Below are 14,867 nucleotides of genomic sequence, written 5' to 3' on the forward strand. Positions count from 1 at the left end.
AAAGGTACGCCGGGGATAACAGGCTTATCGCGTCCAAGAGTTCACATCGACGACGCGGTTTGGCACCTCGATGTCGACTCATCGCATCCTGGGGCTGGAGTAGGTCCCAAGGGTTCGGCTGTTCGCCGATTAAAGCGGTACGAGAGTTGGGTTCAGAACGTCGTGAGACAGTTCGGTCCCTATCTGTTGTGGGCGCAGGAGACTTGAGGGGCTCTGTCCTCAGTACGAGAGGACCGGGATGGACGGACCTCTGGTGTTCCGGTTGTCATGCCAGTGGCAATGCCGGGTAGCTATGTCTGGATGGGATAAACGCTGAAAGCATCTAAGCGCGAAACCCACCCCAAGATTAGGTCTCCCTGCCGAGAAATCGGCACTAAAGGTCAGTGGTAGACTACCACCTTGATAGGCTGGAGGTGTAAGTGCAGTAATGCATTCAGCTTACCAGTACTAATAGACCGTGAGGCTTGACCCAACCTGTTTCAAAAAGCAAAAGACAAGTCCTTCTCTTTATCGAGAAGGACTTGTGTTGGTTTTTTCCCTATCAAAATCAAAAAGGTTTTTTTCTGGAAACCTTTATTTTTTTGTGCTATGGTTTAAGCTGGATGAAAGAAAAGGATATTTTTGAGGAAATCGTAGATATAGGTAAAAGACGGGGTGTCCTTACCTATGACGAAATAAATGAGGCTTTGCCCTCAGAGTTTTTCACTCCCGATGAGCTCGAAGACCTGATAGACCTTCTTCAGGATATGGGCATAAAGGTTGTTGACCGCGAAGAAACCTCGGTACTTCCAGAAGAAGAAGCAGAGGAAGTAGAGGTCGAGGAGTATGAAAAAGCAGAAGACCTTGTTCAGGCATACTTTCATTCCATGGGTAATATCTCAATCCTTAAAAAGGACGAAGAAACCCATCTTGCCAAACAGTTAGAAGAGGGTAAGGCAATAATAAAAAACCTAATCATTGTCCTGCCTTTATATAAAAAAATCGAATCAGACATCTCCTTAATAGACGAGCAAATGTTAGAGGACGAGATAGCTGATGAGGCATTAATAAGCACACTCAAAAGGTTGGATACCTTTATGGAGCAAATCAAAGAGCTGGACAAAAAACTTATGCCTCATGGCTCACTCGGTGCCATGAGAAAGGCTATTAACGAAAAAAAGAAAAAAGGGATAAATACAAAGAGGCTTGAAAACATTATTAAGGGCGTCATCCATGAGTATAAAAAAATATCCTCTGAGGTCGGCATCCCAATAGAGGACATTAAGGAGAGATGCGAGCGCATAAGTAAGGCACAGTCATTAATAACAGAAGCAAAGAACGAGCTTATTACAAGAAACCTGAGACTTGTCGTAAACATAGGAAAGAACTATGTTGGTAGAGGGCTTCCCCTGCTTGACCTCATTCAGGAGGGCAATATAGGCTTAATGAAAGCAGTCGATAAGTTCAAATATGAAAAGGGCTTTAAGTTCTCTACATACGCTACATGGTGGATAAGGCAGGCAATCACAAGGGCTCTTATAGACCAGACAAAAACCATAAGGGTGCCTGTGCATATGATGGAATTCTATAACAGGGTCACAAAGGCATCGAGAGAGCTAACCCATCAGATAGGCAAAGAGCCAACCAACGAGGATATTGCAAGAAAATTAGGTGTCCCGACCAGAAAGGTAGAAGATGTTTTCAGGGCAATTCAGGACCCTATTGCCCTTCAGACACCAATCGGAGACGAAGACACAGAGCTTGAGGATTTCATAGGAGACAAGACCCGTCCCTCTCCTTACTCGGACGCCGAAAGAATCGAGGCATCCGAACAGCTTCAGAGGGTCCTTAGAACCCTCTCTCAAAAAGAAGAGAAGGTCATAAGGATGCGATTTGGGATCGGAGCTGACAGAGACCACACGCTCGAGGAAGTAGGAAGGCATCTTTCCATTACCCGTGAAAGGGTCAGACAGATTGAGGCAAAGGCCCTTAGAAAGCTCAAGCATCCCAGCAGACTCAGGGCTCTTAAGACTATCCTTTCGTAAGAGTTCACCGGAAAAGAAGATTCAGCGTTTAATACTTAAAACCCCTTCTATCTGTGCCATCTTCTGTGCAGTTGCCATAAGCTGGGATTTGTCTTTTACCTCTAAGATAAAAATAATGCGTGCCTTTTTGTCCTGAGTTGTAGTGGCTTCTATATGGCTTATGTTTATATTGACAGAAGATATCATGGCGCTTAGGTTTGCAAGTATGCCTGGCTGGTCAATCGTGTCAACAGTGAGCTTTGCCTGAGATGTGCTGTCTGTAACAGGCTCCCACTGAACATCCACAAGCCTTTCGCTGTCCGATGCAAGCCCCTCGAGGGTCAGACAATCCTTTCTGTGAACCGTAACCCCCTTGCCTCTTGTAATAAACCCTACAAGGTTGTCTCCTGGCACAGGGAAACAGCACTTTGAAGTATGATAAAGAATGTCGTCGATGCCCTTTACAGTTATACCCTTTTGCTCGGCAGGCTTTCTCTGAGGCTTTATCCTCTGAGGCTCCTCTGTTGTCTTTTCAGGCATCAGCCTGTTTATGACCTGATGCGGCGAGATTTTTCCAAAGCCCACTGAGACAAAGAAGTCGTCCATACCCTGAAGGTTATAGAATTTTGCAATCTTCAGCATCTCCTCGGATTTCATAAGGGATGGGCTTAAATTGTGTCTTTTTAATTCTGTCTCGATGAGCTTCATCCCAAGCTCTATACCCTGCTTTGTCTCCTCTACTTTAATCCATTGCTTTATCCTTGTCTTTGCCCTTTGCGTGACGACGAATTTCAACCAGTCTCTGCTTGGATTATGGGACTGTGACGCTATTATCTCCACTGTGTCACCGCTTTGAAGCTTGTGCCTAAGAGGGACCATTCTTCCATTAACCTTTGCCCCTATGCATCTATTTCCGACCTGAGTGTGAATAGCATATGCAAAGTCAACAGGCGTTGAGCCATCGGGAAGCTCTTTTACATCGCCTTTTGGTGTAAAGACATAAACATCATGAGGCAATACCTCTGCCTTAATGACCTCCACAAGGTCCCTCGCATCAGTCATTTCGGTCTGGGACTGAAGGATTTCCCTCAGCCATGAGATATACCTTTCGTCCTTCTCCTTCATGCCGGATTTGTCCTTATACCGCCAGTGTGCGGCTATGCCTTCCTCTGCAACCCTGTCCATCCCCTCTGTCCTTATCTGGAATTCAACCCTTTCTCCACCAGGTCCAATGACAGTTGTATGAAGGGACCGATACTGGTTGGACTTTGGCACGCCTATGTAGTCCTTGAACTTTCTTGGAACCGGCACCCAGAGGGAATGTATAAGCCCTAAGGTTGCATAGCAGTTTGCCTTTGTGTCTGTGATAATCCTTATTCCTAAGACATCGTGTATCTGATCGAATGGAACCTTCTGTCTCTGCATCTTCTGGTAAATGCCGTAGTAGTGCTTTACCCTTCCTGAGACCACCCCGCTTACGCCCTGCTCTTTGAGCCTGCCTTCTACGATGCCGACTACCTGTTTTATGTAGCCTTCATGCTCCTCACGCCTTTTTGCAACCTTTCTTTCAAGCTCTTCATAAAGCCCGGGCATAAGATATTTAAATGAGAGGTCCTCGAACTCTGTTTTAAGCCAGCCAATGCCGAGCCTGTTTGCAAGTGGTGCATATATGTCCAGTGTCTCTGATGCAATACGCTGGCGCTTGTGCTCGGGAAGAAACCCCAGTGTGCGCATATTATGAAGCCTGTCTGCAAATTTTATAAGTAAGACCCTTATGTCCTCTGCCATTGAAAGAAGCATCTTTCTAAAGTTCTCTGCCTGTGCTATCTCATGGGACTTAAACTCCATCTTGCTTAACTTCGTAAGGGAATCGACGAGGAATGCCACATCGTAGCCAAACCGTTTCTTTATGTCATCGACAGTTACATCTGTGTCCTCGATTGTGTCATGAAGTATTCCTCCTGTTATCGTGGTCGTATCCATCTTCATATCTGCAAGGATGAATGCCACTGAAAGGGGATGCTCTATGAATGGCGTTCCTTCCTGTCTTTTCTGTTTCCCGTGTGCCTCGCTCGAGAAAAAATAAGCCCTTCTTATGAACTCAACATCAGCCGAGGGATTATATGAGCGGACCTTCTCTGTTAGGTCGTCTATGCTTTTAACCTCTTCTCCCATACCTTATTATAAAACTTTTGGGTATCATATATCATGATCGAGATAGATGGCTCTTTTGGAGAAGGCGGCGGGCAGATTTTGAGAACCGCATTGAGCCTTTCCTGCCTTAGAGGTTTGCCATTCAGGATGTTCAATATAAGAACAAAGAGGCGTAAGCCAGGCCTCATGCCCCAGCACCTTATGGCTGTAAAGTCATTGGCTTTAATCTCAGGGGCATCTGTTAAGGGTGATTCCATTGGCTCAACCCAACTTTTCTTTGAGCCAAAGGAGGTTAAATCAGGCGATTACTACTTTGACATAGGAACTGCTGGCTCGACATCTCTTTTAATGCAGGCACTTCTCCTTCCACTTGTATTTTCGAGGGGGCAGTCCTCACTCACACTTAAAGGAGGCACACATGTTCCAATGAGCCCTCCGTTTCATTACATAAAAGATGCATTTATCTCAATGCTTAAGAGGCTTGGGATAGATATAAGTGCCGAGATTTCTTCCTATGGGTTTTATCCAAAAGGAGGAGGAAAGGTAAGGTTCCTTATCGAGCCTGCAAAGACACTAAGGCATATGAATTTTATCGAAAGGGGAGATATAATCTCCATAAAAGGGCTCTCTGGAGTTGGAAACCTTTCTTTAAGCATCGCCCAAAGGCAGAAGGACTCAACGCTTAAGGCACTCGGCTCTTTGGATATTCTCCCTGAAATAGAGACCGTCGAGGTAAACTCAATAGGGCAGGGAACTTTCGTTTTCCTTTCTGTTGATTCGGAAGGCTCAAACTCAGGGTTTTCAGCCTTAGGACAAAGGGGTAAAAGGGCTGAGACTGTTGGACAAGAGACTGCAGAGAAGTTTTTGGATTATTATCGCACAGGCAGTTGCCTTGACCCTCATATGGCAGACCAGCTTATACCCTATCTGGCACTCATAAAAGACACTATAGGATTTACAACATCAAAAGTCACAGGGCATCTCCTTACGAACCTCTGGGTTACCGAGAAATTCTTAGGGATAAAATATGAGATAGAGGGTGAAAAAGGCTCACCGGGGACTGTGATTATTAGAAGTTGAAATACCTTGAGCTTGCTATTTCAGGTATCATAACTCTATGCCTGATACTGTCATTCTCATTTTAGGTCCAACCTGTGTTGGAAAGTCAGAGACCGCAATAGAGCTTACAAAGGCTCTCAAAACAGAGCTTATAAGTGCAGATTCCATGCAGATATATAAATACATGGACATTGGAACAGGAAAGCCTTCTTTATCCGAAAGACAGGGAATTAAACACCATATGATAGACATTGTCTTACCTGAGGAGACATATAGTGTTGGCAGATACATAGAGGATGTCATACCAGTAATTAATACCATTCACGAGAAAAATAAAATCCCTGTTGTTGTCGGAGGCACAGGGCTTTATACAAAGGCAATGACAAGAGGGCTCTTCCCTGGGCCATCTGCTGACTGGAGCTTAAGAGGAGAGCTTTTAAGGCTGGAGGAGGAATCAAAGGGGATTCTCTATGAAAATCTGAGAAGGCTTGACCCTACTGCAGCAGAAAATATAATGCCTACTGATTTAAGAAGAATTCTCAGGTCATTAGAGGTCTCCCTTAAAAGCAATGAGAAGATGTCTGAGTTAAAGGCAAGACTCACAAAGCCACTTCCTTATGAATTCATAAAGATAGGGCTTATGCGGGAAAGAAAGGAGCTTTATGGAATGATAGAAAAAAGGGTGGAGGATATGATTGCGAGAGGTCTTGTCCATGAGGTGAATAGACTTCTTAGTATGAATCCTTCATCCACTTCCATGCAGGCAATTGGCTATAAGGAAATCGCATCCTATCTCAAGGGCAACTATCCCCTCGATGAGGCTATAAGGCTTATAAAAAGAAATACAAAAAGATATGCAAAAAGACAGTTTACATGGTTTAAGAAAGAGGAGGGCATACACTGGATTGATGTTACAGGGATATTTAGCGGCAGGGAGATATATAATAAAGTATCGGTATTATTCAGCTTGACAAAGGTTAATCTATAGAGTAGTCTATAGATAAATGAGGTGAAAAATATGAGTAAAATTGTGAGTGTTACTAAGTTAAGGGAGAAGACAGTAAAGGTTCTTAGCGAGGCATTAGAGGAACCACTCTGTATTGTTGTAAGAAGCAAGCCAAAGGTCATTATGGAATCTGTGGACATTTATAGTAAAAGAGAGGCAGAGTTGTCTGAACTCAGGAAGAAGGTTTTTGAATATGAAACACTGCAGGCACTTAAAGAGGTCCGGGCAGGAAAGGGAAAATCCTTTAAGTCTGCAAAGGCTTTGATTTCCTCTCTAAAGAGCGAATGAACTATCAACTGGTTACTTCTGGGCAATTTGAAAGGGCACTCAAGGCATTCCTTAGAAAGCATCCTAATTTAAAGGGGCTTGTGGTTGAAAGGCTTACCCTTTTACAGAAAGACCCACACGACCCCTGTCTTAAGACCCATGAGCTGAAAGGCAAATTAAAGGGCATTCTCTCTACCAGCCTCACTTACGATTACAGGGTTGTGTTTGTCATTGAAGGAAATGCCATATACCTTTTGAACATAGGCTCGCATGATGAAGTTTACTGATAAACCCCATTACCTTCAACACAGGCAGAGACTCAGAGAAAGGTTCAGAACTACGGGGTTTGATGGGTTTCAGGACTATGAGGCATTGGAGCTTCTTCTTACATATGCAATTCCGAGAATGGATGTCAAACCCCTTGCCAAAGAGCTTATAAGCAGGTTCGGAAGCTTTAGCTCGGCTCTGGATGCCTCTCGGGATGAGCTTGCAGAGGTAAAAGGAATAAAGGAAAACACGGCAGTTCTTTTAAGCGTTGTCAAGGAATGTGCAAGGCTTTATCTCAAGGAAGGGCTTAAAAAGAAAAAACATATAACATCGACGAGAGAGCTTTTGGATTATTGTAAGCTCACGATGTCAGGGCTAAAGGATGAGCAGTTCATGGCAATATTCCTTAACTCCCAGAACGAGGTCATAGCAGACGAGGTCATACAAGAAGGCACTGTAAACCAGTCTGTTGTTTATCCGAGAAAGGTAATGGAAAGGGCGATTTATCACAAGGCATCTTCACTCATTGTGGTTCATAATCATCCAGGAGGAAGCAGTAAGCCCTCGGCAGAGGACAAAAGGCTTACAAACCAGCTTATTGGGGCAGGAAGAAGCCTCGGCATTAATATACATGACCACCTAATAATCTCGAAGGCAGGTCATTTCAGTTTCCTCGAGGCAGGCATGATGTGAATGAGGAAAACTATATGTGGCATATGATTGTTAAGGCTCTAATGGGTTTTTGCCTGCTCTTTGTGTTTTCCCTGAGCACTGTCTCTTGCACTAAAAAGGAGGAGGTAGAAAGAAATAGGCTTAAGGTTGTTACGAGCCTTTTCCCCTTTTACGATTTCGCAAAGAATATCGGCAGGGAAAATGTAGAGCTAAGCCTTCTCCTTCCACCCGGGGTAGAGCCTCATAGCTTTGAGCCAACCCCAGAGGATATTAAAAAAATCGCAGAAGGAGACATATTCATATACACAAACAAAGCCATGGAGCCGTGGATAGACGATGTCTTAAAGGGCATCGAAAACAAAGACCTTGCGGTTATAGATTCAAGCTCAGGCATTACCTTTATGGATGCAGACCCCCACATATGGCTTGACTTTTTGAATGCACAAAAGGCAGTAGACAATATCCTCGATGGGTTCCTGAGAAAAGACCCCAAGAATAAGGATTTCTATACTAAGAATGCAGAGGATTACAAGGCAAGGCTCGATGAGCTTGACAGGGATTTCAAAATCGGTCTTTCGGATTGCAGAAAGGACACATTTATACATGCAGGACATTTTGCATTTAACTATCTTACAAAAAGATATAATATCGAATATCTTTCTGCATACGGAACTGCACCTGATTCAGAGCCAACCCCTAAGAGGCTCATGTTACTTCTTAAAAAGACGAAAGAGCTTGGTATAAAACATATTTGTTATGAGGAGCTTATAAAGCCAGAGATTGCAAATGTGCTTTCAAAGGAGACAGGTGCAGAGCTTGTCATGCTTCATGCAGGGCATAATATAACGAGGGAGGAGATGGATAATGGTATAACATTTATAACACTCATGAGGGAGAATCTTAAGAACCTTAGGATTGCTTTACAATGCAGGTAGATGTCATATCGGTTAATGGTCTGACCTTCAGGTATAACTCCATGACAGTTCTAAGGGACATATCCCTAAGCGTAAGTAAAGGAGACTATGTTGGGCTTGTTGGGCCAAATGGCTCCGGGAAAAGCACATTAATCAAGACCCTGCTTGGACTCATCATGCCTGATGAAGGCAATGTCTCTTTATTTGGCAGGAGTCCACAGGATTTCCATGAGTGGCATAAGGTTGGCTATGTTCCTCAGAAGGCTACATCTTTTAATCCGAATTTTCCAGCTGTAGTGGAAGAGATTGTTTCTCTTGGGATTATTTCGAAAAAGGGATTTCCAAAACAGTTGAATAAATCCGACTACGAGGCTATAGACAGGGCACTTGCATTGATGGATATATCAGGGATTAAAGACAGGCTTTTTGGCGAGCTCTCAGGTGGTCAACAGCAAAGGGTGGCAATTGCGAGGGCAGTTGTAAGCGAACCAGAGCTTTTAATCTTAGATGAGCCTGCTACTGCCCTTGACCCTGAAACAAGGGAAAGGTTCTTTGGCATACTCATGGAGCTTAATAGTAAAGCCAATACCACGATTATCCTCGTTACGCATGACATTGGCAGTATCGGTAAATACGCATCCCGATTGCTTTATCTGGATAAGGAAATCATATTCTTTGGCTCTTTTGAGGATTTCTGCGTCTCTTCTGAGATGTCGAGGTATTTTGGGGAATCCTCACAGCACCTTATATGTCATAGGCATTGAAATGGAGATTTTTGAGTTTCTAAGCTATGGTTTTGCACAGAGGGCACTCCTTGCAGGCTCTTTCATTGCGGTTTTATGCTCTGTGCTCGGGGTCTTTCTGGTCTTAAAAAGGCTTTCCCTGATTGGAGATGGCTTAGGACATGTCACATTCGGAGCAGTTGCGCTTAGCCTTCTTTTAAAGGCACACCCACTCTATGTCTCCATTCCGCTTGTGATGCTAAGCTCCCTCGGTATACTTAGGCTTACCAAGAGGGCAAGAATCCACGGAGATGCGGCTGTTGGAGTGGTGTCTTCCTTAGGGATTGCCATTGGCATACTTCTGGCAAGCACTGCAGAAGGCTTTAATATCGACCTATTTGGCTATCTGTTTGGAAACATACTTTCCATAAGCAGGCAGGAGGTAATTATCTCCATGGTGCTTTCGGTTGCAGTTCTTTTTACAGTCCTATTTTTTTATTATGACCTTTTCTCTATAACCTTCGATGAGGACTCTGCAAAGGCATCGGGAGTCAAGACAGACAGGATTAATACAATCCTGATTCTCCTGACTGCCCTTACAGTTGTCCTTGCCATGAGGGTCGTTGGCATTATGCTTGTCTCGGCATTACTAATCCTTCCTGCGGTCACCTCGATGCAGATAGCACGGGGCTTCAAGGCGACCATGGCGGTTGCCGTAGTCTCCTCTTTGCTTTCAGTTATAGGAGGGATATTTATTTCGTTTGAATTTGACCTTCCAACAGGTGCTACCATTGTGATTATGAATTTTCTACTCCTTATATCTGCCTTAGCCTATAGAAGGCTAAGGGGTAAATTACAAGAATAAACGACTCTTGAGTAGTCTCAATTTATAACTTGACAATATAAAAGTCACCACTATATAGTCAATATATCTAAAGCCTTGACATTGGGGGCGTAATGGCAAGATTTAGGAAGCTCATAGTGTTACCTGTTATCACTGCCTTGGCAATATCGGCAATGCCCCCATCTGTAAGCCACGGTGAAAACAGATATGTTGGCAGTGATGCCTGCAATGACTGCCACCCCACGGAATATAAAAACTTTATTACCTATGCCAAAAAAAGTAAATCCTTTCTGGGTATACAGAAAATGAAAAAGGACCTGACCGAAAAAGAAATGAAAAATTGCTACTCCTGCCATACTACTGGATATGGAAAGCCAGGCGGTTTTGAAAGCCCTGAAAAGACCCCACATTTAAAGGGTGCAGGTTGTGAGGTCTGTCATGGACCAGGCGGAATACATGTAAAATCAATGAGCAGGCGTGATATAAAAACCCGTATAGGAATAAAAGACTGTGAAGTCTGCCATATCGCAGAAAGGGTAAGTGCCTTCAGATATAAACCTATGGTTCATGGGGGAGCGCATTAACCTTTTTGACCTTATAAGAAGACGACTAAATCTAAAGGTACTCCTTACTATTACCCTTGCGGTCTCCATAATAATGGGCACAGTGATTTATTTGGGTATCGCCAGTCAGAGGAAAGAACTCAAGAACAAAATGGTTGCTCACGGAGAAGGGTTAAAGTCTCTGGTCTATGCAGGCATTAAACATCCTATGTCCGTTGGGGACAGTGTCTCTGTGGAAAGACAACTGTTAGATATACGAAAGACCGTAGGGGGCATCTCTGTAGCTATATGTGATTCCGATGGGGAGATTAGATTTGCAACCGATGAGGGTGTAATCGGAAAGAAGGTCTCTGAGTTTATCCGTGACAAGGAAGCATCCGAGGCATTGAGGGCTTTGTTAGAGACAGGTGAGCAGTATAGGGAAAAGTCTTTTGAAGAGCAGGTAGAGGGCAAAAGGTACATGGTCAACTTCTACGAAGTGTTGAATGAGGAGGGGTGCTATCACTGCCACGGCGCCTCAAAAAAGGTCATTGGGGGGTTGATTGTAAAACAGTCTGCCGAGGAAACCTATGCCACCATAGCAGGATTAAGAAACAAAGGCATCCTCGTTGGGGTTGTCGGCGTATGTATTATAATTGCCATACTTTATTTCCTGCTGAGGAGGCTGGTGATTTTGCCGACAATTGAATTTTCAAGAAAGGCAAGAGAGATAGCAGAAGGAGACCTAACAGTAGAAATACAGGTAAGGGGAGAGGATGAGATTTCATCCCTCGGTAGGTCGATAAACAAGATGGCAGGCAACCTAAAGGAAATGGTAACGAATGTTCGTGTGGTTACAAACAGCATATCCGATGTCACGGAAAACATTATTTCATCCGCAGGCAGGGTTTTAAGCGGAGCCACCTCTCAGCACAATACAATAGAGCAGACAGGGGGTTTCATAAAAGAAATAGATAATTCGATATTGGATGTAGCCACGAGTGCTAAAAGCCTTTCCACCTCTGCCGAAGATACATCATCCGCAATAGTAGAGATTTCCAACTCCATAGGAGAGGTAGCTGAAAGTGCAAAAATACTTTCCGAATCCATGGTCGAAGCCGCCTCTTCTATTGACGAAATGATGAGGTCTATAAAAGAGATTGCCGACAGCCTCCAGCATCTAACGGCATTCTCCGAGGAGACCGCATCGTCCCTTTCGGAGATAAACGCCACTGTTAAGGAAGTGGAGCGGAGTGCCGTAGAATCCGTTGTCCTTGCAGAGAAGGTAACGGCAGATGCATCTGACCAAGGTATGAAGTCAGTTGGCAGTGCAGTAAAGGGCATGGATGATATAAAGGAAAGCGTGGGTGCGCTTTCCGATATTATAAACGGACTCGGTAAAAGGTCAGAAGAAATAGGCAGTATCCTTACTGTAATTGACGATGTTACCGACCAGACAGGGCTTTTAGCCCTTAATGCGGCTATACTTGCCGCACAGGCAGGCGAACACGGCAAGTCCTTTGCAGTAGTAGCCGAAGAGATAAAGGACCTTGCAGAAAGGACATCTGCCTCTACAAAAGAGATATCTAAAATCATCCGTTCGGTCCAGTCCGAGACGAAAAGAAGTATCGAGATGGCAGGGGAGGGTATAAAGGTAGTCGAAAAAGGCATGAAACTCGTAGCGGAAATAAACTCTGCCTTGAAGAGCATCATGGAAAGCTCTCACACCTCCGTAGAAAAGTCCGATGTCATCCGGAGGGCAACAGCAGAGGAGGTAAATGTCATAAGGCAGATAACAGAGGCTATAAAGAGTATGAGTGGGCAGTTAGAGCGCATATCGGTGGCAACCCGTGACCAGAGCAAAGGAGGAGCTTCGATTACATCTGCGATTGAAAAAATAAAACACCTTTCAACCCGTGTTACGCAGGCAGTAGGAGAACAATCCGGTGGAAGCAAGCAGATATCTCATGCAATGGAAAATACAGTTCATCAGGCAAACCAGATAGCAAATGCCACTGCCGAGCAAAGACAACAGAGCAGGGCAATAGTGCAGTCAATCGAGAGTGTAAAGGGGGTTGCACAAGGATTGGTCAGCCTTGCCAATGAGATGAATACCGTAATAAAATCCCTATCAGAAGAGTCAAAAAGCCTGCTTTCGGAACTCCACAGATTCAAGGTGTAGGGACTGACTGAAATTAGAACCCCCCAAGTCCCCCCTTTCGCCTTATGATCGGTCCTCTTTTACTGCCTCAGAAAATAATTCTAAAGCTTTTGCGGAAGGATATGTAGATAAAGATGCAATGCCGTTTGCCAATTCAATCGGCAATAGTGCGCCTTCGTGCCGGTTACTTAAGATTTTTGGAAGAGTTGCGACAATTTTTTTAATCGCTATGAGTTTATCAAGAGATGGGTTTTCAACAAACTCTCCTCTTTCACCTGTTGGGACATTTATAACCATTTTATGATAATTATTGTACTTTACAAACACCTTAGCGCCGTAGTTTGTATCCGAGCCATAAATGCCGGAAAGGTTTGAATGCTGAATCTCATCCCTGATATATGTGTTATTGGGAATAAAGATTGAACCGGAAGGAGCTTTATTTCCAATCAAATTGAGATGCTCAACAAACGCTCCAGTTTTTTCCTGACCAATCATTGCAACCTCTATCCCATGTTCTTTTGCATGTTTAAAAAAACGTCTGATTGGAGCAGAAAGCTTGGCTAAAGTAGCTCTAAGAGAAAGAGGGCCATCTTTAACCATTAAACAGTTTTTTAATATCTCCTTATTCTTTTCCCAAAAAGAACGAATAGGAGTAAAAATCATCAAGGTCTCACTAACTGACATATAATCCGAAGCAACTTGTGTTGGTGCAAAATCTTCCTGCATACTAAGATGTAATCCGAACATGTCTGTAATAAAAATTCCGCCTTTGCATTGTGGACAGCCCCCCCTTTCCTGTTCATAAGGGAGAGTAGCGACATTTTTGTGACAATGCGGGCATCCAAACTCTTCAAGAGCAACCTTTGGCGTTGGATTCCACTTCTCATAAGCAATCCATTTAAGCGTTTCCATCATAGCGCCATCAAGAGCATTATTTAAACCCGCATCTTTGACCGATTCGAAAATTATTTCTCTTACTGTTTGGTAAATTGTTTTCTCTGGAATTGCAACATGTCTTAAAGGAAAGGCTGAGGCGTGGAACAAAGCAGAACTTTTCATCATATCCCTGATTGCGAAAGGATTTGGCGATTCCTTGTCAAGCTTAGAAATAGCATATTGATCAACTTTGAGCAGTGCTGTTTTAACAAAGGCTACTGCTTTGTATGGTGGTTGCTTGGATTCTATTGTTTGAAATGAGCCGTCTGATGAAAAAATTATTTTTAATTCTTCGCCCGCCTCAGGAAGTCCCTGCCAAACCGGGTTAGTGATTTCAGGCAAGGATTCTGGGTCTTCAAAGTTTTTACAGAGTCTTTGGACTAAAGGGCTTTTTATAACTTCTAAATGCCCTAATTTGCTTGCTCTTTCCGCTGGAAGCCTTGTTCCTTTTAGGTATGGCATTACTCGCCTGCTTTTGGGGGTGTAAATTTTAGTGCTTGCATGGAAATGACAAATCTGTGTGACCGCGTAAGCATTCTGATGTATCCCGGTGTTTTAGCATTCAAGATATCATCCTTTAAGCTTTCGTAAGCGACATTAACTTTTGCAAGCCTACTGACATCATCTGTTGAAGCAAGGTGCGCGATAAAAAAATTCTCTGTTTGTGCCAATAAGTCTGAATTTATTGTAGTAGGGGATTGAGTGGCGTAAACCATACCAATATGGTATTTAGCTCCTTCTTTTGCGAATCGCCGATAAATTCTCGTCTCTTCACTATTATCATTATCCTTGAAGAGGTTATGTGCCTCCTCGAAGTATAGTTGTATAAAGTGATTACCTAATTGATTATTAGTAAATTTAGTAGTTTGATGCCTAAAAACAGCTTCAGATAATCCTCTTGAAAAATACTGCATAACCTCTTCATTCGCGTTTCCTAAATCAAGAATTACAGTTTTTCCTTGATCTAAAAGGTCCAAAATTTCACCCATGAAGTTCCCAGCATTATGGTCATGATACATTCTAAAAGGCTGGATTAATGAGGTTCCACTACGGCCGGCTTGAGGTTCCAAGAATTCCATGATAGCTATATCATCGGCTTCAAATATTGGCTCTCTGCTTTCAGAGCTTTTTAGATTGGAATTAGTCGGATTGTTTCTTCTAAATCTCGAGATAACTTCTAATCCTACATTCAATCTCGAAGTGCAACAGATGCGACTTCAAGGGGCGTCTTGTAGCCCAGACATTTTCTGGGCCTTGTGTTAATTAATGATGCTACCATTGCCACCTGCTCATTGGTTATTTTACCGAAGTCCGTGCCTT

Annotated in this window: 14 protein-coding genes and 1 rRNA gene; 12 read left to right on the forward strand and 3 right to left on the reverse strand. The window is 43.5% G+C overall.

The genetic code is table 11. The features are described from left to right. A 23S ribosomal RNA gene (locus HY805_11220) occupies window positions 1-476 on the forward strand; the annotation flags it as partial. Window positions 477-602: 126 nt separating this feature from the next. Then, complete coding sequence (locus HY805_11225; protein MBI4824778.1) at window positions 603-2,024, forward strand: sigma-70 family RNA polymerase sigma factor; 1,422 nt, start codon at window positions 603-605, stop codon at window positions 2,022-2,024. A gap of 21 nt (window positions 2,025-2,045) precedes the next feature. On the opposite strand, the gene HY805_11230 is transcribed toward HY805_11225, so the two are convergent. Then, window positions 2,046-4,178 (reverse strand): bifunctional (p)ppGpp synthetase/guanosine-3',5'-bis(diphosphate) 3'-pyrophosphohydrolase, encoded by a 2,133-nt coding sequence (locus HY805_11230; protein ID MBI4824779.1) that lies wholly within the window; start codon window positions 4,176-4,178, stop codon window positions 2,046-2,048. Window positions 4,179-4,211: 33 nt separating this feature from the next. On the opposite strand from HY805_11230, the gene rtcA reads away from it, so the two are divergent. From rtcA to HY805_11280, 10 genes are all read left to right on the forward strand, one after another. Continuing rightward, window positions 4,212-5,237, forward strand: a complete 1,026-nt coding sequence (gene rtcA / locus HY805_11235) for an RNA 3'-phosphate cyclase (protein ID MBI4824780.1) — start codon at window positions 4,212-4,214, stop codon at window positions 5,235-5,237. A gap of 37 nt (window positions 5,238-5,274) precedes the next feature. Beyond that, complete coding sequence (miaA, locus tag HY805_11240) at window positions 5,275-6,204, forward strand: tRNA (adenosine(37)-N6)-dimethylallyltransferase MiaA (protein MBI4824781.1); 930 nt, start codon at window positions 5,275-5,277, stop codon at window positions 6,202-6,204. Between the two features lie 21 nt (window positions 6,205-6,225). Further along, on the forward strand, window positions 6,226-6,510 hold the full coding sequence (locus HY805_11245; GenBank protein ID MBI4824782.1) for a hypothetical protein: 285 nt from the start codon (window positions 6,226-6,228) through the stop codon (window positions 6,508-6,510). Continuing rightward, window positions 6,507-6,776 carry a type II toxin-antitoxin system mRNA interferase toxin, RelE/StbE family gene (locus HY805_11250; GenBank protein MBI4824783.1) on the forward strand — a complete coding sequence of 90 codons (270 nt, stop codon included), beginning with the start codon at window positions 6,507-6,509 and terminating at the stop codon, window positions 6,774-6,776. Before HY805_11245 ends, HY805_11250 begins: the two co-directional genes overlap by 4 nt. Continuing rightward, complete coding sequence (radC, locus tag HY805_11255) at window positions 6,760-7,449, forward strand: DNA repair protein RadC (GenBank protein ID MBI4824784.1); 690 nt, start codon at window positions 6,760-6,762, stop codon at window positions 7,447-7,449. The genes HY805_11250 and radC overlap by 17 nt, the downstream gene beginning before the upstream one ends. A 23-nt stretch (window positions 7,450-7,472) precedes the next feature. Beyond that, window positions 7,473-8,363, forward strand: a complete 891-nt coding sequence (locus HY805_11260) for a zinc ABC transporter substrate-binding protein (protein MBI4824785.1) — start codon at window positions 7,473-7,475, stop codon at window positions 8,361-8,363. After that, window positions 8,354-9,106, forward strand: a complete 753-nt coding sequence (locus tag HY805_11265) for a metal ABC transporter ATP-binding protein (GenBank protein ID MBI4824786.1) — start codon at window positions 8,354-8,356, stop codon at window positions 9,104-9,106. Before HY805_11260 ends, HY805_11265 begins: the two co-directional genes overlap by 10 nt. Window position 9,107: 1 nt before the next feature. Further along, entirely contained in the window at window positions 9,108-9,929 is an 822-nt protein-coding gene (locus HY805_11270) for a metal ABC transporter permease (GenBank protein ID MBI4824787.1), read from the forward strand. Window positions 9,930-10,021: 92 nt separating this feature from the next. Further along, complete coding sequence (locus HY805_11275; protein MBI4824788.1) at window positions 10,022-10,492, forward strand: cytochrome c family protein; 471 nt, start codon at window positions 10,022-10,024, stop codon at window positions 10,490-10,492. Beyond that, a complete protein-coding gene (locus HY805_11280; GenBank protein MBI4824789.1) occupies window positions 10,476-12,632 on the forward strand; it encodes a HAMP domain-containing protein in 2,157 nt (718 codons plus the stop codon). Before HY805_11275 ends, HY805_11280 begins: the two co-directional genes overlap by 17 nt. A gap of 42 nt (window positions 12,633-12,674) precedes the next feature. Here the strand turns inward: HY805_11280 and HY805_11285 are convergent, their stop codons facing one another. Further along, complete coding sequence (locus tag HY805_11285; GenBank protein MBI4824790.1) at window positions 12,675-14,009, reverse strand: hypothetical protein; 1,335 nt, start codon at window positions 14,007-14,009, stop codon at window positions 12,675-12,677. After that, the gene (locus tag HY805_11290) at window positions 14,009-14,740 is read right to left on the reverse strand and encodes an ATP-binding protein (GenBank protein ID MBI4824791.1); all 732 of its coding nucleotides are present in this window, start codon (window positions 14,738-14,740) and stop codon (window positions 14,009-14,011) included. Before HY805_11290 ends, HY805_11285 begins: the two co-directional genes overlap by 1 nt. Between the last annotated feature and the right edge of the window lie 127 nt (window positions 14,741-14,867).

This window comes from Nitrospirota bacterium, from assembly GCA_016207905.1.
Classification (GTDB): domain Bacteria; phylum Nitrospirota; class Thermodesulfovibrionia; order Thermodesulfovibrionales; family JdFR-86; genus JACQZC01.